This is a genomic window from Actinomadura sp. NPDC048955 (assembly GCF_040649435.1).
Classification (GTDB): Bacteria; Actinomycetota; Actinomycetes; order Streptosporangiales; family Streptosporangiaceae; genus Spirillospora; species Spirillospora luteofluorescens.
Genome location: NZ_JBEZJI010000011.1, coordinates 72,149 through 98,135 on the forward strand (window position 1 = coordinate 72,149; position 25,987 = coordinate 98,135).

Sequence of the window (25,987 nt, forward strand, 5' to 3'; positions counted from 1 at the left end):
GGCGCCTAGGGCTGCGGGTCGGCGGGGCAGGACTGGACGCTCGGGAGCGCGCCGGTGAGCAGGTAGCGGTCGATGCCGGAGGTCGCGCAGCGGTTGCGGAGGTAGGCGGTGTGCCCGTCGCCGTCGTAGGCGAGGACCTGCGAGCCACGGATGCCGCGGCTCAGGCTCTTCGCCCACCGCAGGGGCGTGGCCGGGTCGTGGGTGTTGCCCACCAGCAGGACGGGCGGCGCGTCGCGGATGTGCACCGGACGCTGGGGATCGGCCGGGCGGACGGGCCAGCCGATGCACCCGGTCGTCATGTCCCAGAACTCCGACGTTCCGCCCATGTGCGGGGCACGCAGCCGGACCATGCGCTCACGCCTGCGCAACTCGCCGAAGCCGGACACTTGCGGGTCGATGTCCTGGCACAGGATCGCCCGGTAGGCGGCCGTGCTCGCCGGGTCGTACAGCGCCTGGTCGCGCATCCGCCCGAGCAGCGAGGCATCGTCCCTGTCGGCTTCGGCGATGCCTCGTGCGAGGCCCTGCCCGAACTCGGGGAACAACGTCAGCATCGCGTAGACGCTGTAGCGCAGTTCCTCTGCTGTCAGCGGCCGCCCACCGGGGACCGGCAGGGGACGGCGTTCGGCCCTGTGAACGAGCTCGTCCCACACCTTCGCGACGGGACGGCCGTGCAGTTCGCAGTCGGTTGTCCGCGCGCACCAGGCCGCGAACCGGTCGAAGGAGTCCTCCACGGCCGATGCCGCCTGGCCTGTCAGACGGCGGGACGGCATGCCGTGGTCCACTACACCGTCCAGTGCCATGGTGCGGATGCGATCGGGGAACAGCCGCGCGTACTGGGTGCCGAGCATGCTGCCGTACGAACGTCCCAGGTAGCTGACCTTCCTTTCCCCCAGAGCGGCGCGCACGGCGTCGAAGTCACGCGCCACGCTCACAGTGTCGACGTACCGGATGAGCGGATCGCAGCTCTTTCCGACCGCCCTGTTCCGGGCCACCATGCGCTCATACTCACGCTCGGAGCTGGGGAACTGTGTCACTTGCGGATCGTGCACGGGCAACCTGCAAGAGATCTGTTCACTACCGCCGACACCCCGCGGGTCGATGCCGACGATGTCGAACCGCTCCCGCAACCGGGGTGAGAAGAATTGCGGCGCCCAGTCGCGGACCAGGTCGGCAGCGCCCGTGCCGGGGCCGCCGGGGTTGTACAGCAGCGTGCCGACACGGGCCTTGGTCGCCTTCCGGCGGGTCACGGCCAGCGAGAGCCTCCGCCCGTCCGGGTGGGACCAGTCCATGGGCACCGTGACCGTCCCGCACTCGGCGCCGGTGCTCCCGCAGGCCCGCCAGGCGATCGTGCTCGCCGCCGCGCTTCCCGGGACGGCCATCAAGGGCGGGATGGTCAGGGCGAACGCCGCCAGCACAGAGGGTCGCTTCATGCAGATCGATCTTGCTGATGCGGCGCGGCGGGCACATCGGCCGGACGGTCGCGTCCCGGCCCGCGGGCATCGACCGTTCGGCCGATGCTCACGCCACCGGCGGCCGCTGGCGCGTTACCGTTCTGGAGAATTCTCGCCTACCGAGGAGCCGCCTTGAGGCCGCCGATGTGCTTCATCTGTCTACGCACCCCCGACGACGAGGCGTCGTTCTCGTCGTTCGAAACCATCCGGTTCGCGCTCACCCCGCAGGAGGAGGCGGCCTCCCGGGAACGAGAGCGGGAGGGCTGGGTCGGCCATCCTGCGGAGGTGGAATGGTTCTGTCACGAGCACTCCGCATTGGCCGAGAAGCATTCGCATCTGCACTGGCGAGAGGCCATGGAACTGCTGGCACAGCAGCGCCGGTAGCCTCGCGAGGCGCACTGAATTCGTTAAACCGGGTGCGAGGGGCCATGACCGGGCGCGTCCGGAGGCCAACTGGCCGGCTTGACCGTCAGGTGGAGGCCGCCGAGCCATGCGGGGCCGGTCTTCGATATCACGCGGACCGTGACCGGGACGCCTCCGGAACGGCGGGTCGGGAACTCGCCCGGCGGGGCGGACCGGGCCAGATAGGCGAGTCCCTGGCGCAGGAAGGCCCGCGGCCCCGGATCGAGGTGGCCCGCCCACGGCGGCTCGGTCTCGCCGCGCAGCCAGGCATAGCAGGCCATCGCGTACCCGAACTCGCGCTCCGTCAGATACCCGAGCCGCGAATAGCCGTCGTTGCGGGCCGCGTTCAGGGTGCGCTCGTCCAGATCGCCGAGCGGCTGGACGGAGAAGCCGCGGGCGGTCTCGCCGAATCTCAGCGCGGCGTTCGTGCTGAAGACGCCGAACCCGAAATAGACGGTGAGGAGATCGGTGAGCCGCTCGTGGTCCTTGCGCCCGGTGGTGATCCGCTCCTCGCCGAGGAGGCGGACGTGGCACAGTTCGTGCGCGATCACGGCGATCAGGTAGGGGGCGTCGGACGCCTCCGTCACGTCCAGCCCGATGACCGCCCGGCCGTCCTCGACGTAGTAGTGCCCGACCGCGCGCGTGCCCTCGCCCGCCGTCGCGTCCTCGCCCTCCCGGTCGAACAGTTCCACGATGAGCCCGGACCGGTCGATCCCCATCAGCCCGCACATCCTGGCGACCACGTCGTCGATCTGCCTCGGCGTGCCCGTGTAGCCGGAGGGGTACAGATCGAGCCGGGGCAGGACGATCGGCCGCAACGCCGGTTCGCGGCCGAACTCCCGGGCGAACCAGGTGATCGACGCCTCGATCCACGCCTGATGCGCGACACCGACCGGACACTCGGTGCTGATAGCCGGAGACCACGGCGGGGGCGTCTCGCGTCTCTCGCTCATCGGGGCTCCTGACGGTCGTTCTTCCCTCGTCCGGCCCGGTCGTGCAGAGTTTTATCACGCGTTCCTATCATCTTGCCGACATTGGCCATAAATGGCCTGGCGATGCCGGAGAAATGGCGTGACAAGCGCACCCGCCGGTGCGGGCTCGCTCACCTCGGAGCCGAAACCCTAGGGCCCGTGATCAAGGTGCGCGGCGACGTCCTGCCGCGGCGTGGACGGCCCGTGCCGGTCGTAGGGCCGCTGCCTGCCTCCTCCTGCCCTGTCGGTACTCGAATGGCCTTTTCTGGCCGCACGGCCAAATCCCTCTCGTCACGAGTGCCGAAGCTCATGGAGTATTGATTCGCGGACCGCGCGGCGGCAGAAGGCGTCCTTCACCCGGAAGATCATTCGGTTTGGTCGTCCGCCCCTCGACGGAACGCGGATAGGGGAGGAATCCATGGGTGAGCTCGGTCTTGCCGAGAGCATTGCCGCGCTTCGCGCGGAGTTGATGGAGGCTCTGGCGGCGGGGAAGGAGTCGGAGTTCGCTTTCGGCGTCGGCCAGATACAGCTGGAGTTCCACGTCGGGGTCACGCGCCAGGGCGGGGGGTCCGGCAAGGCGAAGTTCTGGGTTCTCGAACTGGGCGGCGACGGGTCCTACCGGCGCGAGGAGATGCAGCGCGTGACGGTGACGCTGGAGCCGCCGCTCGACGGCGACGGACGCCCGATCAAGGTGACCCGCGACCTGGGGAACAAGCCCTGAGATGGCCGAGCTCACGGCCCGTGCGGTCGAGATCCTGCGCCGGAGTCCCGCCGGCCGGTGGAACGTGGGCTCCGGCTACCTGGTCGGACGGCGGTGGGTGCTGTCGGCGGCGCACAACGTCATGGACGCCGCGACGCTGCTCGTCCGGCGGGTGGACGAGACGGAGCATCCGGCCGAAGTCGTCATGGTGGACGAACCGGGAGACATCGCCCTACTGGCGGTGGCAGGGGATTCCGTGCCGGACGACCTGCCCCCGGTCCGTTTCGCCCGGGTCGACCGCTCCCGGACGGGCCAGGTCGGCCCGTGCTGGGCGATCGGCTTTCCCAGATGGAAGGAACGTCCGCGGGGCCCGTCCGAGGTCCCGCGTCGTGAAAGCGCTCAGGTGAGCGGTTCCATCCCGACGGGCTCGAACCTTCGCACGAACCTGATGGAGTTGGGTGTTTCCCGCATGCCGCGATCGGCCGGCGGGCGAGGTGTCAGCGAATGGCAGGGAATGTCCGGGGCCCTGGTATTCGCCGACGACGGCTCAGGAGACGAATTCGCCATCGGCGTGGTGGTGGAGCACCATTTGTCAGAGGGGCCGTCCGTCCTCACCGTCGCCCCGCTGGACCGCTGGGCCGACACGATGCGCGACACGCCCTGGGGGCGGGAACTCGGGCTGGGGAACCTGGCGCGCCTCCCGCGCCCGCAACGCCCTCGCCCGTTCTCCTCGGGCCACGTGAACCTGAGCAGATCGCTCCCGGACTTCACCGACCGGGACGAGGTGATCGCGAGAGCGGGCGCCCTGCTCACCGACCGGCTGACCGAGACGTGTCCGCTGGTCGTCCTGCACGGCATGGCGGGGGTCGGGAAGACCGAACTGGCCAATGAGCTCGCCCACAGGCTCGCCCCCACGTTCACGCACGCGCGGATCCGGGTGGACGTGGCCGCGGCCGCCACCGCGGACGCCGCCACAGTGGAGGTCCTGGCCGCGTTCGGACTGTCCGGCAAGGAGATGCCGCGCGATCCCGTGCAGCGCCGGCGCGAGTACCAGACGCGCATGCGCCAGGGGCCCAGCCTGCTGCTGCTCGACAACGTGTCCGAGGCGCGGCAGGCCGCCCCGCTCCTGCCCGAAACGCCCGGCACGGCCGTGATCGTGACCAGCCGGGCCACGCTGGCCTCGCTGGACGGCGCCGACCGGCTCCGGCTCGACCCGCTGCCCGACCCCGAAGGCCTCCGGCTGTTCGAACGCATCGTCGGCGCCGAGGTGGTGCGCCGCGACCGGCCGTCCACCCTCACGATCATCGAACTCCTGGCCGGGCTCCCGCTGGCCATCCGCATCGCCGCCGCGCATCTGGTGATGAGACGCGCATCGCCGGCCCGCTACCTGTCGGAACTTCAGGACGGGACCAGGCGTATATCCCGTCTCCAAGGTGAGGACAGGGGAGTGCGCAGCAGCTTCGAACTGAGCTACCGGTCACTGCGGCCCGACACGGCGAGACTGTTCCGCCATCTGGGCGTTCTGGCGGGCGGAGATTTCACCGCCGAACTGGTCGCACGCACCGGTGACGTGGACGACGAGGACGCCGAGCGCATGCTCGGCGAACTGACGGACCGGCACCTGATCGAGGTCGCGGGAGACGACCGCTACCGCCTCCACGACCTTCTCCGGCTCTACGCCGGGGAACGCATGGCGGACGAGGAGTCCGCGTCCGCCCGGCAGGAGGCGTTCCGGCGCTCACTGAGCTGGTACGGCGACCGCCTGCACGAATGGATGGCACGGCCGGGCGCGCACGAGCAGCCTCCGGCCGACGCGATCGCGTGGTTCGCCGAGGAGTCCCTGAACGTGCGGGCGAGCCTCCGGGCCGCCGCGCGGGCGCGGGAGGACGGGCTCGTCGTCAGGATCGCCGAGTCGCTCTACGGACTGATCTTCTACCGCGCGCACTGGGAGGAGATGGAGGTGGTCAAGGCCCTCGCCGTGGAGGCGGCGCGACGCGCGGGGGACGGCCCGGCCGAGCTGGGGTCGCTGATCCACCTGGCCGAGGCGCGCCGGCTCCTCGGGCGCGGGGATGAGGCGCCGCCGCTCTACGAGCGGGCGCTGGAGGTGGTCCGCTCCATGGACGATCCCGGCAAGGAGGCGTGGGTCCTGACCCATTTCGGCGATTTCCAGTGCGACCTCGACCAGCCCGAGCGGGCCCTCGACCGCTACGCCGAGGCGCAGGCGATCTACCGGAGCCGGGACGACACGGCGGGCGAGATCTGGCTGGCCGCGCACATCGCCGACGCGTACCGGCAACTCGGCCGGCACGCGGACGCCGCCCGCGTCCTGGAGGACGCGATGGCCGCGAGCGAACGGCGCGGCGACCGCGACGAGATCGTCTGGTGCGCCTGGCACCTGGCGCTGGCCTACGACGGCCTCGGCCGCTTCGCCGACGCCGAAGCGGTTCTCAGGCCGGCCGTCGCCTTCCACCGGGAGGTCGAGAACGAGTCCGGTCTGGCCACCATGCTGCGCATCCTGGGCGACGTCCACCGCCACGCCGGCCGTCCGTCCGACGCCAGGCGAGCCTACTCCGAGGCCCTCGACCTCCTCGTGGAGATCAACGCCCCCACAAGAGCCACCGAACTGCGCCAGATCCTGGCAGACCTCTCAGAAGAGAACTAAGCCCCGCCCACCCTCCGAAGCCCGATGAGGTGAGCGCAACACAGGAGTCGCAGCTGCTCGGCGGCGGGGCGATGCTCGTCATCACTTTCCCCTGAAGTGCTGATCGAAGCCTTGTGGTCCTCGTGGTCGGGGGCGGGGTGGTTATTTGGTGGTGCGTTTGGTCATTCCGTTGGTGGCGGGGTCGATTCCCCAGGTGAAGATGGTGTGCGGGTGGACGCGGATGATGTCGCCGCTGAAACGGGGGGCCTCCGTGGTCGTGGTTTCGGCGCGGCCGCGAATTTCGATGCCTCGTACCCGCCACGGCTCGACGGAGGCCAGGTCGTCCACGACGAAGGCGACCTGGTCGTTGTGGCGCAGGTTGCGGTACTTGCGGGACGCGGTGAGGTTCCAGCCGCCGATGTCGATCGTGCCGGTCTCGGGGTTGTAGTCGAAACCGACCGGGTTGTTCTGCGGGTCGCCCTTGGGGCCCACGGTGGCGAGGCGGCCGAGGCGCTGGGTGGAGAGGTATTCGCGTTCGAGGTCGGTGAGGCTCATGCCGTCCAGGGTGCAACCTCAACCGCGGCTGAGGTCAAGGGAGGCGAGGACGGCGCGGAGGCGGGGCGACATCGCGTCCGGGAGCGCGTCGGGAGGCCACCAGCGGGCCTCCAGGATCTCGCCCGCGTCCAGGTCGAGTCGCCCGCCTACGACGCGGGCCGCGTAGTAGGCCTCGATCCGGTGCCGGAACCCGCCCGCGACGTGGAGCGGCGGCACGGTGACCTCGACCTCCAGGGCCGTCTCCTCCCGGACTTCGCGCGCGACCCCGTCTTCGAGCCGCTCGCCCGCGTCGACGTATCCGCCGGGCAGGCCCCAGGCGCGGTACGCGGGCCACAGGCGGTGACGGAGCAGGAGGATCCGGCCCTGCTCGTCTTGGACGACCCCTCCCGCGTACACCAGGAACGTGTGATGCCGGAGCCGCGCGAGCCGCCACTGCGCCGGGCCGCTCAGCCGCCTCCACACCGGCGCGGCCAGGACCCCGAGACGGGCCCGCGCGCCGAACGGGGTCTTCATTTCCGCGATGCTAGCGGGCCCTGGAAGGCGGGCGGCCGGCCTGGGGAACGCGTTGTGACGCTGACCACACCGCACCGGATCGGGGATCTTCCGCGGCATGCCGGTTCGTCCCAGAAGAAAGCCGTGTACGTAGATCGGGGGACGATGTGACCACGACCGCCATGGACCGTGCCGGGACGGACGCCGGCGCGGCGACCGAGAGCCGCCGCGGCGCGCACGTCCGGCTGCTCCGCAAGGTCGGCGTCGCGGTCGCCGGCACCGCGCTGATCGTCGCGGGCGTCGCCATGCTCGTGCTGCCCGGCCCCGGCATCGTCGCGATCCTCGCCGGACTCGGCCTGCTCGGCACCGAGTTCCCGACGGCCAGGCGCGTCAGCACGAGCGTGAACCGTCACGCGCGGGCCGCGTGGCACCGCGTCCGGGGCGGGGCCTCCCGCCTCGGCCGGAAGGGCTGAGCCCGCGCCGCCGTGAGCGGATGGGGCAGGACGCATTTCTGGCGTCCTGCCCCATCCGCTCTTCTGCTGCGAATCAGCGGTAGTTAGGCAAATATCGCCGCATTGGTCCTTCCTTTCGGGGGAGAAACGTGCCGGCGGGCAGGGCCTGTGATGCGGGACGGGCCCCTGGGGCTGCTGGGGAGCATGCCGGAATGGTTGTGAGGTTTTGAGGCCGACGGCCCCGAGATTTTGGCTGTTTCGGATGACAATGGCGAATCATGCCAAACAAAGTTGATCAGTCTTGAGCTTGGCATAAAGGCGGCACGGGTATAGGACGGAAGACACAATTCGATACGTCGCCCCGGAGTGTGCCGATGCGTCTGCCCCGCCCCTACCTGGTCGCCTTCGGTGCGGCGACCTTCGCCGCCGCCTCACTGCTCGGGTCCGGGTCCGCCTCGGCGGCCGGGCCCGACTACGTCGCCCTCGGCGACTCCTACTCGTCCGGCACGGGGGCCGGGAACTACGACCCGAACAGTGGATCGTGCCAGCGCAGCGCCAACGCCTACCCGAACCTGTGGGCGGCGTCGCACGCGACGTCGTCCTACAAGTTCGTCGCCTGCTCCGGTGCGACCACCACGACCGTCGCCAGCGGCCAGCTCGGCGCGCTCAGCTCCTCCACGACGCTCGTGAGCGTCACCGCCGGCGGCAACGACGCCGGGTTCGCCGACGTCATGCAGACCTGCGTCCTGCAGTCGAACGCCTCGTGCCAGAGCAGGGTGACGCAGGCCGAGACCTACATGAAGAACACGCTTCCCGGGCAGCTCGACTCGCTGTACGGAAAGATCCGCGCGAAGTCCCCGTCGGCGCGGGTGGTGGTCCTCGGGTACCCGCGCCTCTACGTCATCGTCGACTGGTGCGCCGGGCTGAGCAACACCAAGCGCACCGCGCTGAACCACGCCGCCGACACCCTCGACACCGTCGTCTCCGCCGCGGCGGGACGCGCCGGGTTCACCTGGTCGGACGTCCGGGACGAGTTCTCCGGGCACGAGCTGTGCTCCGGCGACGACTGGCTCAACGCGGTCACGATCCCGATCGGCTCGTCCTACCACCCGACCGCGCTGGGCCACCGCTCCGGCTACCTGCCTGCGCTGACGGGCTCGGCCAGCCTGGCCCTCCAGAAGCAGACCTGACCGGCGAGGACCGCGATCGCGCCGGCCATCAGCATCGCGCTCACCCACACGGGGGAGCGGTAGCCGAGGCCGGCGCCGATCGCGGTCCCGCCCAGCCACGGGCCGAGCGTCCCGCCGACGTTGAACGCCGCGGTGGCGAACCCGCCCGCCAGCGTCGGCGCCGCGGAGCCCTGCTCCAGGACGCGTGAGATCAGCGCGGGGCCCGTCCCGAACGCCAGCATCCCCTGGACGAACACCAGCACGACCACCGCGGCCGGGCTTCCGGCCGTGAGCGCGAGGACGGCCCACCCGGCGGTCAGGGACGTCATGCCGGCCGCGATGAGCGCGGCCGGGTGCGCGTCGGCGATCCGTCCGCCGATGGTGACGCCCGCGAAGGACCCCAGGCCGAAGAGCGCCAGCAGCGCCGGCACCCAGGCGGAGCCGAAACCGGCGACGTTCGTGGCGAGCGGCGCGAGATAGGTGAAGGTGCAGAACGTCGCACCCTGGAACAGCGCGTTGACGGAGAGGGTGAGCAGCAGCCGTCCGTTGGCCAGGGCGCGCAGTTCGGTGCGGGCGCTGCCCGCGGACGGACGCTCCTCCGGGATCGCCTTGGCGATCGCGGCGACGGCGGGCAGCGACACCAGCGCGACCGCCCAGAAGGCGGCCCGCCACCCCCACGCCCCGCCGAGCAGCGCGCCCGCCGGGACCCCGGCGACGCAGGCGACGGTGACGCCGCCGACCACGACGGACGTGGCGCGGGCGCGGGCCGCGGGGGGCACGAGCGCGGTGGCGGTGGCGAGCGCGACGGCCCAGAACCCGGCGTTGGCCAGGGCGGCGGCGACGCGGGTCGCCAGCAGCACCGCGTAGCTGGTGGTGAGGGCGCCGACGACGTGGACGGCGACGAAGGCGACGAGGAACGCCAGCAGCGCGCGGCGGCGCGGCCACCGGCGGGCCAGCAGCGTCATGGACGGGGCGCCGATCACCATGCCGATGGCGAAGGCGGAGGTGAGCAGGCCGGCGGCGGGGATGGACACGCCCAGGTCCGCGGCGATGCCCGGGACGAGCCCGGACAGCATGAATTCGGAGGTGCCCTGGGCGAACACGGCGAGCCCGAGGACGTAGACGGCGAATGGCAAGGGAGTCTCCCGAGACGGCGAACAGGTCGGCTGTCGTTGGGGGGCTGCGCCGAGATGGCCGTCCGGCATCGGCACGGACGGCACGGCAGAAAGGAAGAAAGAAAGGCAGCCCGCCTCAGGCGGCCCGCACGAGGGGGAGCCGCCCGGGAGTCAGCGTCTGTCGGACTCGGGGCTGGACATGGTCATGAGGCTAGCAGGGGTCCGGACGCCGCCCGCACAGAACATTGTTCTGGTATGGCAGAATAATGTTCTATGAAGGAGGCCGGACGGGAGCGGATCCTGCGGGCGGCGCTGGAGCTGTTCGGGCGCGACGGGGTCGCCGGGACCACGCTGAGCGGGCTGAGGGCGGCGAGCGGGGTGAGCGTGGGCAGCTTCTACCACCACTTCTCCGGCAAGGAGCAGGTGGCGGAGGCGCTGTTCGTCGAGAGCATCGGGATGTACCAGGACGCCTTCCTCGCCGAGCTGAAGGCCCGTGACGGCGCGCGGGAGGCGGTGACCTCGGTCGTGGCCTTCCATGTGCGGTGGTGCAGGGAGCATCCCGACCGGGCCCGTTTCATGTTCACCGAGCGGCCCGCCGGGAGCGAAGGGCTGGCCGAGCGCAACGGTGGGTTCTTCCGGGAAGTGCGCAGCTGGTGGCGCGTGCAGGTGCGGCACGGCGCGCTGCTGGACGTGGACGCGGTGACCGCGTTCGTCCTGTGGCTCGGGCCCGCGCAGGAACTGTGCCGGCTCTGGTTGAACGGCCAGTGCCCCGAACCGGACGGCGGGCAGGTCGGATCGCTGAGCGAGGCCGCATGGCGGTCGGTGGGAGGTGCCCATGGTGATTGACGCGTGGATGCAGCACGGGACGGTGCGGTTCCTGCGGCACGAGATGCTCGACTCGCTCTGGAGGTGGACCGGGCAGGAGCCGCCGGCGGAGGAGGTCCCGGTCGGCACCACGGTCGCGGCGATGGACGCCGGGGGAGTGGACGTCGGCCTGATCAGCGCCTGGTACGGGCCTGAGGGAGATCTCGTGAGCAACGACGAGGTCGCGTCGTTCGTCCGGCAGGCCCCCGGCCGGCTCGCCGGCATCGCCTCGGTCGACCTGCGCAAGCCCATGGAGGCCGTGCGGGAGCTGCGGCGGTGCGTGGGGGAACTGGGTTTCAAGGGGCTGCGCGTGGTGCCATGGCTGTGGGAGCTCCCGCCCACCGACCGGCGCTTCTATCCCCTGTTCGCCGAATGCGTGGAACTGGGCGTCCCCTTCTGCACGCAGGTCGGCCACACGGGGCCGCTGCGCCCGAGCGAGACGGGGCGGCCGATCCCGTACGTCGACCAGGTGGCGCTCGACTTTCCCGAACTCGTCATCGTGGGCGGGCACATCGGCTACCCGTGGACGGAGGAGATGGTCGCGGTGTGCCGCAAGCACCCGAACGTCTATGTCGACACGTCCGCCTACACGGTTCGCAGGTACCCGCCGGAACTCGTCCGGTACATGGCCCAGGACCGGCACCACAAGGTCATGTTCGGCACCAACTATCCGATGCTGACCGCCGAGCGGGCCCTCAAGGGCCTGGACGATCTCGGCCTCGGCGAGGACGCGCGGGAGGCGTTCCTCGCGGGCAACGCCCGGAAGGTCTTCCGCCTGTAATTGATCTACAATGTAAAGGTCACCGCCGGAGCGTCCGGCAGGCCAGGATCCCGAGGGGGACCGGCGCCCAGAACGTGACCGCCCGGAACAGCAGGACGGCGTGCAGGGCCGGGACCGCGGCGACGCCCAGGGCGGCGAGCGCGGCGACGAGGGCGGCCTCGGTGGAGCCGACACCGCCGGGCGTCGGGACGGCCGAGCCCGCCGCGGCCCCCACCAGGTAGGCGGCGAGGAGCGCCAGCGCGTCGGCTGGGCCCACCGCCGTCCCGGGGATGGCGAGGACGCTGAGGGCGAACGCGATTCCGAGGACGAACGTGGTCCCGGCGGACGCGGCGAGGGTGATCGCGAGGTCGCGCGGGCGGCGGCACAGGTCGGCGAGCCCGCCCGCGGCGCTGCGGGCCGCGGTGGAGCGGGCCGCGCGGCGGCCCCACAGCGCGGCGGCGGGCAGCAGCACCCCGCAGGCGATGAGCAGGGGGAGGGGCGGGACGAGACCGGCGGCCCGGGAGGCGTGGTGGCCGAGGGCGTCCAGCATCCGGTCGTTGCCGCCGTCCGGGGCCAGGACGGCGCCGAGGCCGAGGACGGCGCCCATCAGCAGCAGGTCGGCGGGGACGCCGGCCACCTGGAGGACCGTCACGGCGACGGCCGCGCGGGGCAGCGGCAGGCCGCGGCAGACGAGGTAGCGGGTGTTGACGGCCGCGGCGCCGAGGCCGCCGGGCGTGACGCGGTTGGCGGCCGACGCGGTGAGCTGCGTCATCGTCGTCCTGATCAGCGGCAGCGGGCGGCCGGCGGCGCCGCGCAGCGCGACCGCGGAGCAGACGTAGTGCAGCAGGGACAGCAGGACCAGGCTCGGCAGGAACCCCCAGCGCATGTGGCCGAGCGCCGACAGGGCCGGTCGAAGCGGCCCCGCGGTCGCGAGGGCGGCGGCGGTCAGGACGGTCAGCAGGAGCCCGCCGACCGCCCAGCGGGCCCGGCGGATCCGCTGGGCGAGGGACCGCGTCGCGGCGTCGGCGCCGAGGCCGGGGAGCCTGGCGGACGCCGCGGGGTCGGCGCCGGCGGTGATCGTCTCCACACCTCAGTGTTCGGCCACCCGGCTGAAGCGCACGCGACCTCCGGGCCCCTTCGACAAGAACGTTGGGTGACCTGCGGGCCGCGGGCCCGCAGGTCACGGCTGTTCAGGCGGCCGGGCGATAGCGGTTCTGGCGGGTCTGGGCGCCGATGTAGCGCAGCATGCCGCGCAGGGCCCGGTGGTTGAGGCCGGTGGGCATCATGCGGTAGCCCTGCCGGTTGGCGAGGGCGAGCGCGGCGAACTGCGCCTGGTCGAGCGGGGACCAGGGGATGTCGAAGCGGTTCCGGACGGTCTGCGGCAGGCAGCCGAAGGTGATCAGCCGGAGCGGGCGCTCGATGACGAGGCGTCCGGCGCGGTCGACCCGGGAGCCGCCGACGGGCAGCAGGGTGAGGGTGCCGGAGCCGTGCTTGGCGATCTCCAGGGCGCGGGCGGCGGCGGGGGTGAGTTCGAGGGTCCGGGTGCAGATGTGCCAGAACCTGGACTGGAAGGCGGCGTAGTCGGCGGGGACGGGGCGCATGCTGACGCCGTACCGGGAGTACCAGGTGACGGTCTCGGCGTACATCTGCTCGTGGTCCTCGGCGGTGAGGGTGCCGGGGTGGAAGGTCTCCGCGGCCTTGAAGATCTCCCAGGTGAAGGTGGCGTGCGCCCACCAGAACGTCTCGGGTTCGAGGGCGTGGTAGCGGCGGGCGTGCTCGTCGACGCCGCCGATGGCGCGGTGCAGGTCGCGGATGGTGCGGGCGCGGGCGGCGCCGTCCGGGGCGAGGATGGTCGCCCAGATCTGCGGGACGGACCGGTGGATCCGGTCGAAGGGCGCGTCGAAGAACGCGGAGTGCTCGGTGACGCCGGCGCCGATGCCGGGGTGCATGAGCTGCATCAGCCCGGCGGCGGCCCCGGGTAGCAGGGAGCGCAGGTCGGCGGCGTACCGCCAGAGGAGCGTGCCGGGGCCGAGCGGGGCGCGGGCGGCGGTCCGGGCGGGTTTACGTGCGGCGGCTGTGGCGACCGTCGGGGGCGGGGACGGGGCGGGCATCGCGCCTCCTGACCGGTAACTATGTGCTTTCACCGTAGCCGCTGTGAGACAAAAGTCAATTGTTGTCGCATGGTGGGGTGCCGGAACGGCCGTCGCCGGCGGAGCGCGCCATGGACGCGCTCCGCCGGCGACGGTGTCGTCGACCTCGATCGACCTGTGCGGACCTCCCTGAGCCCTGCCGTCTCGCGGGTCAGGCGGTCGCGGGCTTGTACACGGCGACGGCGCAGGCGCTGCCGAGGCCGATGTTGTGCTGGAGGGCCACGCGGGCGCCGTCCACCTGGCGGGCACCGGCCTTGCCGCGCAGCTGCCAGGTCAGCTCGGCGCACTGGGCGAGGCCGGTGGCGCCGAGGGGGTGGCCCTTGGAGATGAGGCCGCCGGAGGGGTTGACGACCCACGTGCCGCCGTACGTGGTGGCCTCGTCGTCGACGAGCTTGTGGCCCTCGCCCACCTCGGCCATGCCGAGCGCCTCGTAGGTGATGAGCTCGTTGGCGCTGAAGCAGTCGTGCAGCTCGATGACGTCGACGTCGTCGATGGACACCTGCGCCTCGTCCATCGCCTTCCGGGCGGCGCGCTGGGAGACGCCGAAGCCGACGACCTGGATGGAGGAGTGGTCGGCGAAGCTTTCCTGCGTGTCGCTCGCGATGTGGTGGCCGGCGATCTCGACGGCCTGGTCCCACAGGTCGTGCTCGTCCAGGAACCGCTCGCTGACGACGAGCGCGGCGCCGGCGCCGTCGGAGGTGGGGGAGCACTGCAGCTTGGTCAGCGGGTCGAAGATCATCGTGGCGTTCTTGACGTCGTCGAGGGAGTACTCGGTCTGGAACTGCGCGTAGGGGTTGTTCACCGAGTGCTTGTGGTTCTTCCAGCCGATCCAGGCGTAGTGGTCGGGGGTGGACCCGTACTTCTCCATGTGCTCGCGGCCGGCGTTGCCGAACATCTGCGGCATGGGCGCCTTGTCCAGCTCCCACTCGCGTCCCGCGGTCATGGAGCGCAGGTGGTGGTCGATGATGGTGACCTTGGACTCGCCCATCCCGGCGCCGAGCGAGCCCTTCTTCATCTTCTCCATGCCGAGCGCGAGCGCGCAGTCGGCGAGGCCGCCGCGGACGGCCTGGCGGGCGAGGAACAGCGCGCTGGACCCGGTCGCGCACGCGTTCATGACGGTCATGACCGGGATGCCGGTCATGCCGGTCTCGTAGAGGGCACGCTGGCCCATCGATCCGTACATCGAGCCGGCGTAGGCCATCTCGACGGCGTCGTAGCCGACGCCCGCGTCCTCCAGGGCGTTGCCGACGGCCTCCTTGGCCATGTCGGGGTACTCCCAGTCGCGGGAGCCGGGCTTCTCGAACTTGGTCATGCCCACGCCGACGACGAAGGTGCGGTTGGCCATCGGGCTCGCCTCCTGTAACCGAATCCTGTTCGGTTACACCATAACCCCCGGGCCGCCGGGCGGGCGTGCGCGCTCCCGATGATCGGGATGAACGGGCCGGTCAGGCCGCCGTCTCCTCGGCGAGCGCGGCGGCGAAGGCGTCCACGTCGTCCTCGGTGGTGTCGAAGGAGCAGACCCAGCGGACCTCGCCGGTCGCCTCGTCCCAGGTGTAGAACGGGAACCGCTTGCGCAGCCGCTCGGCCGCGCCCGCCGGCACGAGCGCGAACACGGTGTTGGCCTGGACGTCCTGGGTGATCTCGACGCCGGGGACGGCGCGGGCGGCGGCCTCCAGGCGGCGGGCCATGGCGTTGGCGTGCGCGGCGTTGCGCAGCCACAGGTCGCCGTCCAGCAGCGCGATGAGCTGCGCCGACACGTACCGCATCTTGGACGCCAGCTGCATGCTCGACTTGCGCAGGTACGCCGTCCCCCGCACGGCGCCCGGGTCGAGGACCACGATCGCCTCACCGAGCAGCAGCCCGTTCTTGGTGCCGCCGAACGACAGCACGTCCACGCCCGCGTCGGTGGTGAGGGCGCGCAGCGGCAGGCCGAGGGACGCGGCGGCGTTGGCGATGCGGGCGCCGTCCATGTGGACCGACAGGCCACGCTCGTGCGCCGCCGCCGCGACGGCCGCCGTCTCCTGCGCGGTGTAGACGGTGCCGAGCTCCGTGCTCTGGGTGATCGACACGACGGCAGGCTCCCGCCGCTGGACGTTGCCGAAGCCCGTCGCGTACCGGTCCACCAGGTCGGGGGTGAGCTTGCCGTCCGGCGTCGGCACCGTGACGAGCTTCAGCCCCGCGATCTTCTCGGACGCGCCGCACTCGTCGGTGTTGATGTGCGCCGACTCCGGGCAGACCACCGCGCTCCACCGCTCCGACATGGCCTGCAGCGACACCACATTCGCGCCTGTCCCGTTGAACACCGGGAACACCTCGGCCTGCTCGCCGAAGTGGCGCCGGACGACCTCGCGCAGCCGGCCGGTGACGGCGTCGTCGCCGTAGGCGGGCTGGTGCCCGGTGTTGACCTCGGCCAGGGCCGCGAGGACCTCCGGATGGACGCTCGCCTGGTTGTCGCTGGCGAAACCGCGCGCGGCGGACGGACGGATGTCGGACGGCTGAGTCATGCGCCCATTCTCCAGGACGCCCGCCGATGTCCCCTTATGCCGGGCGGTCGGTGAGGTTCTGCACCGGGGCGGGCAGGGCGTCCGGCGGCTCGGCGGGGCGCGGCGCCATCCGGGCGCGCATCGCGTCCAGGTCGTCGCCGAACCTGGTGACGGTGGACTCCAGGTCGCGCCAGATCCCGGTCCGCTGCTCCAGCGCCGCGACCTTGGAGCGCAGGTCGGCGACGCGCCGCTCGGCGGCCTCCAGCCGGGCGCGGTTGCCGGCGGTGTCGCGGCCGGTCCGGATCAGGCTGGTCGCGACGGCGGCCAGGTCGCGCTCGGTGTCGTCCATGCGCTCGTCGAGGCGCGGCAGCAGCCGGTCGTTGAGCTGCCCGACCAGCGAGTCGAGCTCGGTGCGGATCGTGCGGAGCTCGGTGTCCTGGACGCGGACGGCCTGCTCTAGGATCGACAGGCGCTCGACGAGAGAGGGCAGCAGCCGGACGAGCTCCGCCGACCGCTCCAGATCTCGCCCGGCCCTGACGAGGGCGCCGGCGCCCTCGCGCAGATGGCGCTCCACCTCGGCGGCGGCGCGGCGGACGAGACCCGGTATCACGGTCATGGCGCTCCCTTCCGGGGCCGGCGGGTGGAATCTCCTTAAACTGTAGGCGAATCGACCGTGAACGTTTTGTGAACTCACCGGTTTATTTCGGGGCGTGCGCGCCTTCGCGGACGGGCTCGCGGCGCCACGGCCGGCCGGGCGGCGCGCTGCAGGTGCACAGTCCCTGCCGCACGATGAGCGAGGCGCGCTCGGCGGTGTAGTCGGCCCGGCTCGCGGCCGGCCGGACGCGGTGGCATGTCAGGCAGAGCATGGTCGTTCTCCCCCCGTAGCGCCGGGAGAGCGGGGCCGTCCCGCACGCATTCCCCCCGGACGCGTGCGGGACGGCGGACCCACGGGATGGTCCTCTGGCTCCCCGGCGACGCTCACGGTAGGCGCAGCCACGTTGCATGCACGTTGCGATCATCCGGTCACGGACCGTGCCGCGATCCGGTCAGGCGGGATCCGGCGAATCGGTTGCGCCGTCCAGACGATGGACCGATGCTCGAACGAGCCGGGCTTCCTCCGGGAGAAAGGGCCGATGGTGGTGCGCGAGCCGGTGACCGTCCGGGCGCCGATCGCCGAGTCGTGGCGGCGTTCCAAGGACGCCGACGTCGACGCGGGCGTGGAGGCGGCGCCCCTGGTGTTCGACCGGGACTCCCTCTCCGACGCCCGCGGCGCCCACCCCCTCGAACCACACCTGCCGATGCTGCAGTCGCTGCTGCGGCGGGTCGCCGACGAGGCCGAGCACCTGATGGTGATCACCGACGCCGCCGGGCACGTGCTGTGGACGCAGGGCCCGGCCTTCGCCCGCCGCGCCGCCGACGCGATCGGCCTGACCGAGGGCTTCCTCTGGTCGGAGGACGCCGTCGGGACCAACGGCATCGGCACCGCGCTCGCCTCCGGGCGGCCCGAGTACGTGTACGCCGCCGAGCACGTCGCCCACGTCCTGCACTGCTGGTCGTGCGCCGGCGCGCCGATCACCGATCCCGACTCGGGGCGGGTGGTCGGCTGCATCGACGTCAGCGCGACGGTGCAGGCGCTGCACCCCGCGACCGTCGCGCTCGTCGCCGCCGCGGCGCGGCTGGCCGAGGCGCGGCTGGAGAACGAGATGCTGGTGCGCGACCAGCGGCTGCGCGAGCGGCTCCTGCCGCACCTGCGGGGGCTGCGCGGCACCGGCGTCCTCGCCACGGCCACCGGCCGCATCCTCGCCGCACAGGAGGGCGCGCTGGTCGGTCGGCGCGTCACCGTCCCCGAGCCGGGCGGGACGGTCATGCTGCCGGACGGGCGCACCGCCATCGCCGAGCCGCTGGCCGAGGCGTTCCTGCTGCGGATCCCGGGGGCCCGCGGCCGGGTCGACGAGAGCGCCCCGACCGGGCGCGGCCTGGCGGCCAGGGCCGCGGCCGGGGGGCCGCCGCTGCTGGCGCTGGCGCTGCTCGGCGACGGGCCGCACGCGCTGCTGGACGGGCGGCCCTTCGACCTGACGCTGCGGCACGCCGAGATCCTCGCGCTGCTGGCGCTGCATCCGCGCGGGCTGAGCGGCGACCGGCTCTCGCTGTACCTGTACGGCGACGAGGGCAGCGCGGCGACCGTCCGCCCCGAGATCCACCGGCTCCGCCACCAGTTCGGCGACATCGTGCGGGCCCGCCCCTACCGGCTCGGCTGCGCGGTCGACGCCGACTTCCTCACCGTGCGGCGGCTGCTGGACGAGGGGGACGTCGCCGGTGCCGTGCGGCTGTACGGGGGAGAGCTGCTGCCGCGCTCGGACGCTCCCGCCGTCCGCGCGGAACGCGACGAACTGGCGGTGCGGGTCCGGCGGCAGGTGCTGGACCGGGGCGGCGCCGACGTGCTGTGGGCCTACGCGCAGTCCGAGCCGGGCGCCGCCGACCTGGAGGCGCTGGAGCGGCTGCGGGGCGTCCTGCCGCTGGGGGATCCGCGGCGGGCCGCCGTGGCCTCGCGCAGCGCCCGGCTGCTCAGCGGCGAGCCGTAGGAGGCGGCACCGCGGCGGTGGCGAGGTGGGCGCAGTCGTTGTAGCAGACGGCGGCGAGCCCGGTCCCGTCGTGCCGCCACCGGGTGACCGAGGCGTTGGCGATGGGCTCCTTCTCGATCCGCATGATCTCCTGTTCGGTCAGCTCCTCCACCAGGTAGCGGGTCATGACGATGATCGCGTCGTGGGCGACGACCAGGGCGCGGCCGCCGGGGGCGCCGGCCTGCAGGTCGCGGTAGAAGCTGCGCAGCCGCAGGGCCAGGTCGGCCCACGACTCGCCGCCGGGCGGCCGGTGGTAGAACTTGCCGAGGTGGCGCAGCCGTTCGGCCTCCTCCGGGAACCGGTTGCGGACGCCGCGGGGGGTCAGCCCCTGCAGCACGCCCTGCTCGCGGTCGCGGATCCGCTCGTCCACCTGGATGCGCGGGGCGGGGAAGGACGTCTCGGCGAGCGCGATCCTGGCGGTGTCGAGGGCCCGCAGGTAGGGGGAGGTGATCACCGTGGTGGGGCGTTCGTCCTCGGGGAGCGCCTCCAGCCAGCGGCCGAGCCCCGCCGCCTGCGCCCGGCCGGTGTCCGACAGCGGGATGTCGGCGTCCCGCTCGGAGATGTCGGCCTCCTCGGCGTCGGTGCCGAGGACGGCCTGGAAGGCGAGGTTGCCGGTGCTCTCACCGTGCCGGGTCAGGGTCAGCCATCGCAGCGCGTTCACGCCCGCCATGCTGCCATGCCCCGCCGCCTCCCGGCCCCGCCCGGAGGCGCCGTCCCGGTTGCTCTACAGCCGGTAGTACTCTTTGGTGCCGTGACGAACGTGCTGTCCACCACGACGATCGTGGTGGCGCTCCTGGCCGCCGGCTACGCCCTGGTGACGGCGCTGCGCGGCCGGGCGATGGGCGCCGGCGACCTCGCCGCGTTCGGCGTCCTGGAGGTGCTGCTGGTCGCGCAGGCCGTGGTGGCCTTCGTCCGGCTCTCCGGCGGCGAGGGGCCGGACGGCGCCGCCACCTTCGTCGGCTACCTGCTGGGGTCGCTGCTGATCCCCGCCGCCGGCGCCGGGTGGGGGCTGCTGGAGCGCACCCGGTGGGGCCCCACCGTGCTCGTCGTGGCCGGGGTGGCCGTCGCCGTCATGATCGTGCGGATGAACCAGCTGTGGAGCGGCACCGGTGCCTGAGCCCGAACACGAGCCCGTCCGCGGGACCGAGCCCGTCCGGGAGGACCCGCCCGGCCCCGAGACCGCGGTCCAGGGGCCGCTGACCCGCGCGGACGACGGCGCCCGCGCCGGCGCCGAGGCCCGCACGGGCGGCGGTGCCCGGCCCGGCGCCACCGCCGGCGGGCCGGGACGGCTGCTGGTCGCCGTCTACGCGATCTTCGCGCTCGCGGCCGGTGCGCGGGCGGGCGTGCAGATCGCCACCCGCTTCGCCGACGCGCCGGCCGCCTACCTGCTGTCGGCGCTCGCCGCCGCCGTCTACGTCCTGGCGACGGTGGCCCTGGCCCGGGGTGGCCGGACCTCGTTCCGGATCGCAGTCGCCGCCTGCGCGACGGAGCTGGTGGGCGTGCTCGCCGTGGGCACGCTCAGCATCGCCGACCGCGCGGCGTTCCCCGACGAGACCGTCTGGTCCGTGTACGGGCGCGGCTACGGGTTCGTGCCCCTGGTCCTGCCGGTGGTGGGGCTGCTCTGGCTGCGCCGCACCGCCCGCAGAGGTGGCGGAACCCCCGCGGGCGGTGGGCGCCCTGTGAGCGGCGGCGTGTGAGCCCTCCGGCCACAGGTGTCTGTGGGTCATGCCGTCCTCCCGGGAGGGGGCCGGTCACGCCGCGGTCCGGGCCGCGGCGTTCGAGCCGACCGGCAGGGCGTGCACGGCCGCCCGGGTGATCGCTTCGACTTCCTCGGCGGAGCGGTCGGCGGCCGGGTTGCGGCGCATCCAGCGGATCAGCTTCAGCGGCGGCGCGAACACGATGCCGTCGGCGGTGAACGGGGTGCGGGCGAGCTTGCCGCCGTGCACGGCCAGCACCGGCGTCACCGTGACCGGCGTCCGCGCGGCGCGGGAGATCGCCGCGCCGGCCGCCTCGGCCCGCGCGGTCAGCCCTGCGACGAGCTTGGACTGCGTCCGGCCGTCGATGAACAGCCGGCCGCCGTGCTGGGACACCTCGGCCCCGGGCGACCAGGCCTCGTTGTGCACGAGCCAAACGCCGCCGGGCCCGACCACCAGCTGGTCGGCGATCCCGTGCTCGGGGACGGTCCGGGCGTGCAGCACGCGGTGCCCGCGCCGCTCCAGCGTGTGGCGGAGGAAGCGGTTCATGCGCTGATCGCCGCGCAGCCCGAGCCGCCACACCCGCGACGCGCTGTAAATGCGCCAATGGACGAGCGTGTCCGAGGCCGCCACCACAACGGCCATCACGATTCCGAAAACGGCGTTGACCAGCAGAGCGCACAGCACGAGCGTCGCGGCCGACAGAAAGGCGCGTGTCCGCAATCGTCCTTTTCGGCCCCGCTGCCAGAGTTCCTCGTACACCGCCTGCGGTGAACCGCCGGTGAAAGCGGGGCGGTCCCTGAGGTAGATGGAACTGCCGAACATGTCCGTCCTCCCAGCACCTGCTTAGACGCCACCAGTATGGGGACGCCGCGGCATTGCCGCCACACTTCGCGAGGTGACTTAAATCAAACTTCCGCGCCACTTCTTGGACCTGGGGCATTCCTCACCTGCTCGTTCGCGTGTGATTCGTGCGACGATTCGGGGGAACAACGCAGAAGAGCCGCCGGAGATTGGCTGAAAGGCGCGGTGCAACTATCACCGCAACATTCAAAGCCTTTTTCGCTGCAATTGATTTCCGGTTGGCGCGGGCGGCGCGGCAGACTGGGACGATGCACCTCAGCGCCGCCGAAGACCTCCCCGTCCGCCACGCCGTCCCCGCCCTGCGCGCGGCCCTGGACGAGCACGGCGCGGCGGTGCTGGCGGCGCCTCCCGGCACCGGGAAGACCACCCTGGTCCCCCTCGCGCTCGCGGGGCTGGCCCTCGCGGACGGTCGGGGCGCCCCGCCCGCGCCCGGCAAGGTCCTGGTCCTGGAGCCCCGCCGCCTCGCCGCCCGCGCCGCCGCCCGCCGCATGGCCTGGCTCCTCGGCGAACGCGTCGGGGACCGCGTCGGCGTCACCGTCCGCGGCGAGAACCGGCCCGGCACCAGCGTCGAGGTCGTCACCACGGGCGTCGTCCTCCAGCGCCTGCAGTCCGACCCCGAGCTCGACGGCGTCGGCACGGTGATCCTGGACGAGTGCCACGAGCGGCACCTGGACGCCGACACCGCGCTGGCGTTCCTGCTCGACGTGCGCGCCGCGCTGCGCCCCGACCTGCGCCTGGTCGCCGCGTCGGCCACCGCCGACACCGGCCCGTGGTCGCGCCTGCTCGGCGGCGCCCCGGTCGTGGAGACCGCGGCGGCGCTCCACCCGGTCGAGACGGTCTGGGCGCCGCCGCCGCGGCCCGTCCCGCCGCCGCACGGCATGCGCGTCGACCCGGGGTTCCTCGCGCACGTCGCCGCGACCGCCCGCCGGGCGCTGGCCGAACGCGACGGCGACGTGCTGTGCTTCCTGCCGGGGGTCGGCGAGATCTCCCGCGTCGCCGGGCTGCTGTCCGGCGCGCCCGCCGAGGTCCTGCAGATCCACGGACAGGCGCCGGGGCGCGTGCAGGACGAGGTGTTCGCGCCCGCGTCCCGCCGCCGGATCGTCCTCGCCACCTCGGTGGCCGAGTCGAGCCTCACCGTCCCCGGCGTCCGCGCGGTCGTGGACAGCGGCCTCGCCCGCGAGCCGCGCACCGACCACGCCCGCGGCCTCGGCTCGCTCACCACCGTCCGGGCGTCGCGCGCCACCGCAGACCAGCGCGCCGGGCGCGCCGGGCGCGAGGCCCCCGGCACCGTCTACCGGTGCTGGACGCAGGCCGAGCACGACCGGCTCCCGGCCCGCCCCCGCCCCGAGATCGAGCTGGCCGACCTCACGGGCTTCGCCCTCCAGGCGGCCTGCTGGGGCGACCCGGGCGCGACCGGCCTCGCGCTGCCCGACCCGCCCCCAACCGCCGCGATGGACGCCGCGCGCTCCACCCTGCATGCGCTCGGCGCCCTGCGGGACGGCCGCGCCACCGACCGCGGCCGCCGCCTGGCCCGCGTCGGCCTGCACCCCCGCCTCGCCCGCGCCCTCCTCGACGGCGCCCCGCGGGTCGGCGCCCGCGACGCGGCGCAGATCGTCGCGCTGCTGTCCGAGCCGCCGCCCCGCTCGGCGGGCGACGACCTCACCGCCGTCTGGCGCGCCCTGCGCGGCCGGAACCGTCCCGCCGACCCGCACGCCGCGCGGTGGCGCGACGAGGCGGCCCGCCTCCAGCGGTCGCTCGCCGGGCGGGACGGGGCGCCGGCGGGGCTCGGCGACGACCATGCGGCGGGCACCGTGGTGGCGCTGGCGTTCCCGGAGCGGGTGGCGCGGGCGCGGCGGGGGAGCGGCTACCTGATGGCGTCCGGGACGGGCGCCGAGCCGGCGGAGGGGTCGGCGCTGGCCGCGGCGCGGCCCGCCTGGATCGCGGTCGCGGCGGCCGACCGTCCGGCCGGGGCGGCGTCGGCGCGGGTGCGGCAGGCCGTGGTGATCGACGAGGACATCGCGCGGTCCGCGGCGGCGCCGCTGCTGGAGACCGCCGAGGAGGTGGCGTGGCGCGACGGCGACGTGGTGGCGCGCCGCGTCGAGCGCCTCGGCGCGATCGAGCTGGAGGCGCGGCCGCTGCGGGATCCCGATCCCGCACTCGTGCGGGCCGCCCTGCTGGACGGGGTGCGCGCGGAGGGGCTCGGGCTGCTGCGCTGGACGCCGGCGGCCGTCGCGCTGCGGGAGCGGCTGGCGTTCCTGCGCGGAGCCCTCGGGGAGCCCTGGCCCGCCGTCGACGACGCGGCGCTGCTGGAGCGCGCGCCGGAGTGGCTGGCGGGCGCGCGGCGGCGGGCCGACCTGGCGAAGGTGGACGTCGCGGGCCTGCTGCGCGGGCTGCTGCCGTGGGACCTGGCGAAGCGGCTGGAGGAGTACGCGCCCGAGCGGGTCGAGGTCCCGTCCGGGTCGCGGATCCGGGTCGACTACTCGGGGGAGCGGCCCGTCCTCGCGGTGAAGCTGCAGGAGCTGTTCGGGTGGGACGCGGCGCCGCGGCTCGCGGGCGGCCGGGTGCCCCTGGTCGTGCACCTGCTGTCACCCGCGGGACGCCCCGCGGCGGTCACCGCGGACCTGGCCTCGTTCTGGCGCGAGGGGTACCGGGCGGTCCGGGCCGAGCTGCGCGGCCGCTACCCCCGGCACCCGTGGCCGGAGGACCCGGCGGGCGCCGTCGCGACCAAACGGACCACCAGGCGCGCTAGCGGGAGCTGATCAGCACCTCGATGCCGTCCAGGACGCGGGCGAGGCCGAACTCGAAGGCGCGGCCGGGCGCGACGGCGGAGCCGTACTCGGACCCGACGGCGGCGCCGACGCGGGTCCCGAGCGGGTAGTCGTCCTCGTTCACCAGCGTCTCCAGGAGGGGGGCGCTCGCCTCCCACCACTGCTCGTCGGTCATCCCGCTGCGGCGCTCGGCCTCGGCGGCGTTGACCGACACCCGGGCGGAGCTCTCGGCGAAGCCGGTCACGAGCGCGACGACCGAGTCCATCTCCACGTCGCTGAGGCCGAGGCCGTCCACGGCGCGCAGCCCGTACTCGAACTTGGCGCACGTGTTCGGGCCGAGCGGCGGCCGGACCGTGGTGATCTGGAGCAGCCAAGGGTGCCGGTGGAACAGCGCCCAGTCGCCGCGGGCGATGTGCTCCAGGCAGGCCCGCCAGGAGCCGCCGGCGGGCGGTTCCAGCTCGCCGAAGGCGCGGTCGACCATGACGTCGATCAGCTCCGCCTTGCCCGGCACGTAGGTGTAGATCGACATGGGGGAGACGCCCAGCTCCTCGGCGATGCGCCGGATCGACAGCCCGTCCAGGCCCTCGGCGTCGGCCAGCCGGACCGCCGCCCGGACGATCTCCTCCGCGGTCAGCCGCGGCTTGGGCCCCCGCCTGGGGCGCTCCCGCAGGCCCCACAGCAGCTCCAGGGTGCGCTTGGGGTCGCCCGCCCCGCTGTACTCGGTCACCGGCCGATCCTCTCAGGGAATGAAACTCTGTACTGCGTACGTTATATTGGCCGCGATGGTAAATCCGTACTGCGTACATAGTTTTGGAGGACGGGTGACGGAACCACGGTTCGCGGTCGTCGCCGAGGGGCTGCGCAAGCGCTACGGCGGCACCGAGGCCCTCGCCGGGCTGGACCTGCGCGTCCCCGCGGGGACCGTGCACGGCCTGCTCGGCCCGAACGGCGCGGGCAAGACCACCGCCGTCCGGATCCTGACCACGCTGGCCCGGCCGGACGGCGGCAGCGCCCGTGTCGCCGGGCTCGACGTGGTCCGCGACGCCGTCGGGGTGCGGCGCCGCATCGGGCTCGTCGGGCAGAACGCCGCGGTCGACGAGGTGCTCGGCGGGCGGCAGAACCTCGTCATGTTCGGCCGCCTCCACCACCTCGGCGGCGGGCGGGCGCGGCGGCGGGCGGACGAGCTGCTGGAGCGGTTCCGGCTCACCGACGCCGCCGCGAAGCCGGCGGGGGAGTATTCGGGGGGCATGCGGCGGCGCCTCGACCTGGCCGCGTCGATGATCCTCGCGCCGCCCGTGCTGTTCCTGGACGAGCCGACCACCGGACTGGACCCGCGCAGCCGGGGCGAGGTGTGGGACGCGATCCGCGACCTGGTGGAGGGCGGCACGACCGTCCTGCTCACCACCCAGTACCTGGAGGAGGCCGACCGGCTCGCCTCCGGCGTCTCGGTGATCGACCACGGCCGCGTCATCGCCGAGGGCACCCCCGACGCGCTCAAGGCGCGGCTCGGCGGCGACCGCGTCGAGGTCGTCGTCGACGACCCGGGGGCGCTCGCCGCCGCCGCCGAGATCGTCGGCCGGGTCGCGACCGGCGAGGTGGACGTCGACGCGGAGGCCCTGCGCGTCGGGGCGCCGGTGCCGGGGCGGGCCGCCGCGCTGACCGAGGTCGTCCGGGCCCTGGACGAGGCGGGCGTCGCCGTCGCCGACATCGGCCTCCGGCGCCCGACCCTGGACGAGGTGTTCCTGCACCTCACGGAGAAGGAAGAGGCGTCCCTGTGAGCGAAGCGAATCGGGGGGCGTGGGGGGTCGTCCCCCCACAGAAAGGCGTCACTGTGA

26 protein-coding genes are annotated in these 25,987 nt (G+C 73.3%); 12 read left to right on the forward strand and 14 right to left on the reverse strand.

The genetic code is table 11. From position 1 onward, the window contains the following. Positions 1-5: 5 nt before the first annotated feature. Complete coding sequence (locus AB0C84_RS13985) at positions 6-1,430, reverse strand: alpha/beta hydrolase (protein ID WP_361065276.1); 1,425 nt, start codon at positions 1,428-1,430, stop codon at positions 6-8. An 84-nt stretch (positions 1,431-1,514) separates the two neighbouring features. Here AB0C84_RS13985 and AB0C84_RS13990 point away from each other — a divergent pair, with 84 nt between their 5' ends. Continuing rightward, a complete protein-coding gene (locus tag AB0C84_RS13990; RefSeq protein ID WP_361065279.1) occupies positions 1,515-1,835 on the forward strand; it encodes a hypothetical protein in 321 nt (106 codons plus the stop codon). A 23-nt stretch (positions 1,836-1,858) separates the two neighbouring features. Here the strand turns inward: AB0C84_RS13990 and AB0C84_RS13995 are convergent, their stop codons facing one another. Further along, entirely contained in the window at positions 1,859-2,806 is a 948-nt protein-coding gene (locus tag AB0C84_RS13995) for a hypothetical protein (protein ID WP_361065282.1), read from the reverse strand. A 436-nt stretch (positions 2,807-3,242) separates the two neighbouring features. Between AB0C84_RS13995 and AB0C84_RS14000 the strand changes: the two genes are divergently transcribed. Both AB0C84_RS14000 and AB0C84_RS14005 read left to right on the forward strand, forming a co-directional pair. Beyond that, entirely contained in the window at positions 3,243-3,545 is a 303-nt protein-coding gene (locus tag AB0C84_RS14000) for a trypco2 family protein (RefSeq protein WP_361065285.1), read from the forward strand. Between the two features lies 1 nt (position 3,546). Beyond that, the gene (locus tag AB0C84_RS14005; RefSeq protein ID WP_361065288.1) at positions 3,547-6,186 is read left to right on the forward strand and encodes a tetratricopeptide repeat protein; all 2,640 of its coding nucleotides are present in this window, start codon (positions 3,547-3,549) and stop codon (positions 6,184-6,186) included. 141 nt (positions 6,187-6,327) lie between these two features. Here AB0C84_RS14005 and AB0C84_RS14010 read toward each other — a convergent pair whose 3' ends face one another. Together AB0C84_RS14010 and AB0C84_RS14015 are read right to left on the reverse strand one after the other, a co-directional pair. Further along, positions 6,328-6,720, reverse strand: coding sequence for a PPOX class F420-dependent oxidoreductase (locus AB0C84_RS14010; protein WP_361065291.1), 393 nt, complete (start codon positions 6,718-6,720; stop codon positions 6,328-6,330). Between the two features lie 18 nt (positions 6,721-6,738). Beyond that, positions 6,739-7,233, reverse strand: coding sequence for an NUDIX domain-containing protein (locus AB0C84_RS14015; protein WP_361065294.1), 495 nt, complete (start codon positions 7,231-7,233; stop codon positions 6,739-6,741). A gap of 146 nt (positions 7,234-7,379) precedes the next feature. Between AB0C84_RS14015 and AB0C84_RS14020 the strand changes: the two genes are divergently transcribed. Together AB0C84_RS14020 and AB0C84_RS14025 are read left to right on the forward strand one after the other, a co-directional pair. After that, positions 7,380-7,685, forward strand: coding sequence for a PGPGW domain-containing protein (locus AB0C84_RS14020; protein ID WP_312879584.1), 306 nt, complete (start codon positions 7,380-7,382; stop codon positions 7,683-7,685). Between the two features lie 353 nt (positions 7,686-8,038). Further along, positions 8,039-8,854: an SGNH/GDSL hydrolase family protein gene (locus AB0C84_RS14025; RefSeq protein ID WP_179847761.1), complete on the forward strand. Its 816-nt coding sequence runs from the start codon at positions 8,039-8,041 to the stop codon at positions 8,852-8,854. Here the strand turns inward: AB0C84_RS14025 and AB0C84_RS14030 are convergent. Further along, entirely contained in the window at positions 8,800-9,969 is a 1,170-nt protein-coding gene (locus AB0C84_RS14030) for a Cmx/CmrA family chloramphenicol efflux MFS transporter (RefSeq protein WP_179847762.1), read from the reverse strand. The genes AB0C84_RS14025 and AB0C84_RS14030 overlap by 55 nt on opposite strands. 252 nt (positions 9,970-10,221) lie before the next feature. Between AB0C84_RS14030 and AB0C84_RS14035 the strand changes: the two genes are divergently transcribed. Together AB0C84_RS14035 and AB0C84_RS14040 are read left to right on the forward strand one after the other, a co-directional pair. Further along, positions 10,222-10,794 carry a TetR/AcrR family transcriptional regulator gene (locus AB0C84_RS14035; RefSeq protein WP_361065299.1) on the forward strand — a complete coding sequence of 191 codons (573 nt, stop codon included), beginning with the start codon at positions 10,222-10,224 and terminating at the stop codon, positions 10,792-10,794. Further along, positions 10,784-11,593: an amidohydrolase family protein gene (locus AB0C84_RS14040; RefSeq protein ID WP_361065302.1), complete on the forward strand. Its 810-nt coding sequence runs from the start codon at positions 10,784-10,786 to the stop codon at positions 11,591-11,593. The genes AB0C84_RS14035 and AB0C84_RS14040 overlap by 11 nt, the downstream gene beginning before the upstream one ends. A 19-nt stretch (positions 11,594-11,612) precedes the next feature. Here the strand turns inward: AB0C84_RS14040 and AB0C84_RS14045 are convergent, their stop codons facing one another. From AB0C84_RS14045 to AB0C84_RS14070, 6 genes are all read right to left on the reverse strand, one after another. Next, positions 11,613-12,659, reverse strand: coding sequence for a lysylphosphatidylglycerol synthase domain-containing protein (locus tag AB0C84_RS14045; protein WP_361065305.1), 1,047 nt, complete (start codon positions 12,657-12,659; stop codon positions 11,613-11,615). A 103-nt stretch (positions 12,660-12,762) separates the two neighbouring features. Then, positions 12,763-13,683, reverse strand: coding sequence for an oxygenase MpaB family protein (locus tag AB0C84_RS14050; protein ID WP_258943728.1), 921 nt, complete (start codon positions 13,681-13,683; stop codon positions 12,763-12,765). Between the two features lie 190 nt (positions 13,684-13,873). Then, positions 13,874-15,067 (reverse strand): beta-ketoacyl synthase N-terminal-like domain-containing protein, encoded by a 1,194-nt coding sequence (locus tag AB0C84_RS14055; protein ID WP_361065308.1) that lies wholly within the window; start codon positions 15,065-15,067, stop codon positions 13,874-13,876. A 100-nt stretch (positions 15,068-15,167) separates the two neighbouring features. Then, a complete protein-coding gene (locus tag AB0C84_RS14060) occupies positions 15,168-16,226 on the reverse strand; it encodes a beta-eliminating lyase-related protein (protein WP_361065311.1) in 1,059 nt (352 codons plus the stop codon). 34 nt (positions 16,227-16,260) lie between these two features. Continuing rightward, positions 16,261-16,821, reverse strand: a complete 561-nt coding sequence (locus AB0C84_RS14065) for a hypothetical protein (RefSeq protein ID WP_361065314.1) — start codon at positions 16,819-16,821, stop codon at positions 16,261-16,263. An 82-nt stretch (positions 16,822-16,903) separates the two neighbouring features. Beyond that, on the reverse strand, positions 16,904-17,071 hold the full coding sequence (locus AB0C84_RS14070) for a hypothetical protein (protein ID WP_179847770.1): 168 nt from the start codon (positions 17,069-17,071) through the stop codon (positions 16,904-16,906). A gap of 267 nt (positions 17,072-17,338) precedes the next feature. On the opposite strand from AB0C84_RS14070, the gene AB0C84_RS14075 reads away from it, so the two are divergent. Further along, positions 17,339-18,787 (forward strand): GAF domain-containing protein, encoded by a 1,449-nt coding sequence (locus AB0C84_RS14075; protein WP_361065317.1) that lies wholly within the window; start codon positions 17,339-17,341, stop codon positions 18,785-18,787. On the opposite strand, the gene AB0C84_RS14080 is transcribed toward AB0C84_RS14075, so the two are convergent. Continuing rightward, a complete protein-coding gene (locus AB0C84_RS14080; RefSeq protein WP_258943723.1) occupies positions 18,771-19,496 on the reverse strand; it encodes a histidine phosphatase family protein in 726 nt (241 codons plus the stop codon). The two genes, AB0C84_RS14075 and AB0C84_RS14080, sit on opposite strands and share 17 nt — an antisense overlap. Positions 19,497-19,577: 81 nt before the next feature. Between AB0C84_RS14080 and AB0C84_RS14085 the strand changes: the two genes are divergently transcribed. Both AB0C84_RS14085 and AB0C84_RS14090 read left to right on the forward strand, forming a co-directional pair. Next, positions 19,578-19,943 (forward strand): hypothetical protein, encoded by a 366-nt coding sequence (locus AB0C84_RS14085; RefSeq protein ID WP_361065321.1) that lies wholly within the window; start codon positions 19,578-19,580, stop codon positions 19,941-19,943. Between the two features lie 172 nt (positions 19,944-20,115). Beyond that, positions 20,116-20,523: a hypothetical protein gene (locus tag AB0C84_RS14090; protein WP_361065474.1), complete on the forward strand. Its 408-nt coding sequence runs from the start codon at positions 20,116-20,118 to the stop codon at positions 20,521-20,523. A gap of 54 nt (positions 20,524-20,577) precedes the next feature. Here the strand turns inward: AB0C84_RS14090 and AB0C84_RS14095 are convergent, their stop codons facing one another. Then, positions 20,578-21,345: an NERD domain-containing protein gene (locus AB0C84_RS14095; protein ID WP_361065324.1), complete on the reverse strand. Its 768-nt coding sequence runs from the start codon at positions 21,343-21,345 to the stop codon at positions 20,578-20,580. 287 nt (positions 21,346-21,632) lie between these two features. Here AB0C84_RS14095 and hrpB point away from each other — a divergent pair, with 287 nt between their 5' ends. Then, entirely contained in the window at positions 21,633-24,143 is a 2,511-nt protein-coding gene (gene hrpB / locus AB0C84_RS14100; RefSeq protein ID WP_361065327.1) for an ATP-dependent helicase HrpB, read from the forward strand. Here hrpB and AB0C84_RS14105 read toward each other — a convergent pair. Further along, positions 24,130-24,879, reverse strand: coding sequence for a TetR/AcrR family transcriptional regulator (locus AB0C84_RS14105; protein ID WP_361065330.1), 750 nt, complete (start codon positions 24,877-24,879; stop codon positions 24,130-24,132). The genes hrpB and AB0C84_RS14105 overlap by 14 nt on opposite strands. A gap of 94 nt (positions 24,880-24,973) precedes the next feature. Here AB0C84_RS14105 and AB0C84_RS14110 point away from each other — a divergent pair, with 94 nt between their 5' ends. Then, a complete protein-coding gene (locus tag AB0C84_RS14110; RefSeq protein WP_361065333.1) occupies positions 24,974-25,930 on the forward strand; it encodes an ATP-binding cassette domain-containing protein in 957 nt (318 codons plus the stop codon). The last annotated feature ends 57 nt before the right edge of the window (positions 25,931-25,987 follow it).

Coding starts and splice junctions, on each gene's coding strand:
- hrpB (WP_361065327.1), top strand. CDS start 21,633: ATGCACCTCAGCGCCGCCGAAGACCTCCCCGTCCGCCACGCCGTCCCC.
- AB0C84_RS14050 (WP_258943728.1), bottom strand. CDS start 13,683: ATGCCCGCCCCGTCCCCGCCCCCGACGGTCGCCACAGCCGCCGCACGT.
- AB0C84_RS14025 (WP_179847761.1), top strand. CDS start 8,039: ATGCGTCTGCCCCGCCCCTACCTGGTCGCCTTCGGTGCGGCGACCTTC.
- AB0C84_RS14065 (WP_361065314.1), bottom strand. CDS start 16,821: ATGACCGTGATACCGGGTCTCGTCCGCCGCGCCGCCGCCGAGGTGGAG.
- AB0C84_RS14060 (WP_361065311.1), bottom strand. CDS start 16,226: ATGACTCAGCCGTCCGACATCCGTCCGTCCGCCGCGCGCGGTTTCGCC.
- AB0C84_RS14005 (WP_361065288.1), top strand. CDS start 3,547: ATGGCCGAGCTCACGGCCCGTGCGGTCGAGATCCTGCGCCGGAGTCCC.
- AB0C84_RS14070 (WP_179847770.1), bottom strand. CDS start 17,071: ATGCTCTGCCTGACATGCCACCGCGTCCGGCCGGCCGCGAGCCGGGCC.
- AB0C84_RS14075 (WP_361065317.1), top strand. CDS start 17,339: ATGGTGGTGCGCGAGCCGGTGACCGTCCGGGCGCCGATCGCCGAGTCG.
- AB0C84_RS13985 (WP_361065276.1), bottom strand. CDS start 1,430: ATGAAGCGACCCTCTGTGCTGGCGGCGTTCGCCCTGACCATCCCGCCC.
- AB0C84_RS14095 (WP_361065324.1), bottom strand. CDS start 21,345: ATGTTCGGCAGTTCCATCTACCTCAGGGACCGCCCCGCTTTCACCGGC.
- AB0C84_RS14015 (WP_361065294.1), bottom strand. CDS start 7,233: ATGAAGACCCCGTTCGGCGCGCGGGCCCGTCTCGGGGTCCTGGCCGCG.
- AB0C84_RS13990 (WP_361065279.1), top strand. CDS start 1,515: ATGCTCACGCCACCGGCGGCCGCTGGCGCGTTACCGTTCTGGAGAATT.
- AB0C84_RS14035 (WP_361065299.1), top strand. CDS start 10,222: ATGAAGGAGGCCGGACGGGAGCGGATCCTGCGGGCGGCGCTGGAGCTG.
- AB0C84_RS14055 (WP_361065308.1), bottom strand. CDS start 15,067: ATGGCCAACCGCACCTTCGTCGTCGGCGTGGGCATGACCAAGTTCGAG.
- AB0C84_RS14010 (WP_361065291.1), bottom strand. CDS start 6,720: ATGAGCCTCACCGACCTCGAACGCGAATACCTCTCCACCCAGCGCCTC.
- AB0C84_RS14040 (WP_361065302.1), top strand. CDS start 10,784: ATGGTGATTGACGCGTGGATGCAGCACGGGACGGTGCGGTTCCTGCGG.
- AB0C84_RS14080 (WP_258943723.1), bottom strand. CDS start 19,496: ATGGCGGGCGTGAACGCGCTGCGATGGCTGACCCTGACCCGGCACGGT.
- AB0C84_RS13995 (WP_361065282.1), bottom strand. CDS start 2,806: ATGAGCGAGAGACGCGAGACGCCCCCGCCGTGGTCTCCGGCTATCAGC.
- AB0C84_RS14000 (WP_361065285.1), top strand. CDS start 3,243: ATGGGTGAGCTCGGTCTTGCCGAGAGCATTGCCGCGCTTCGCGCGGAG.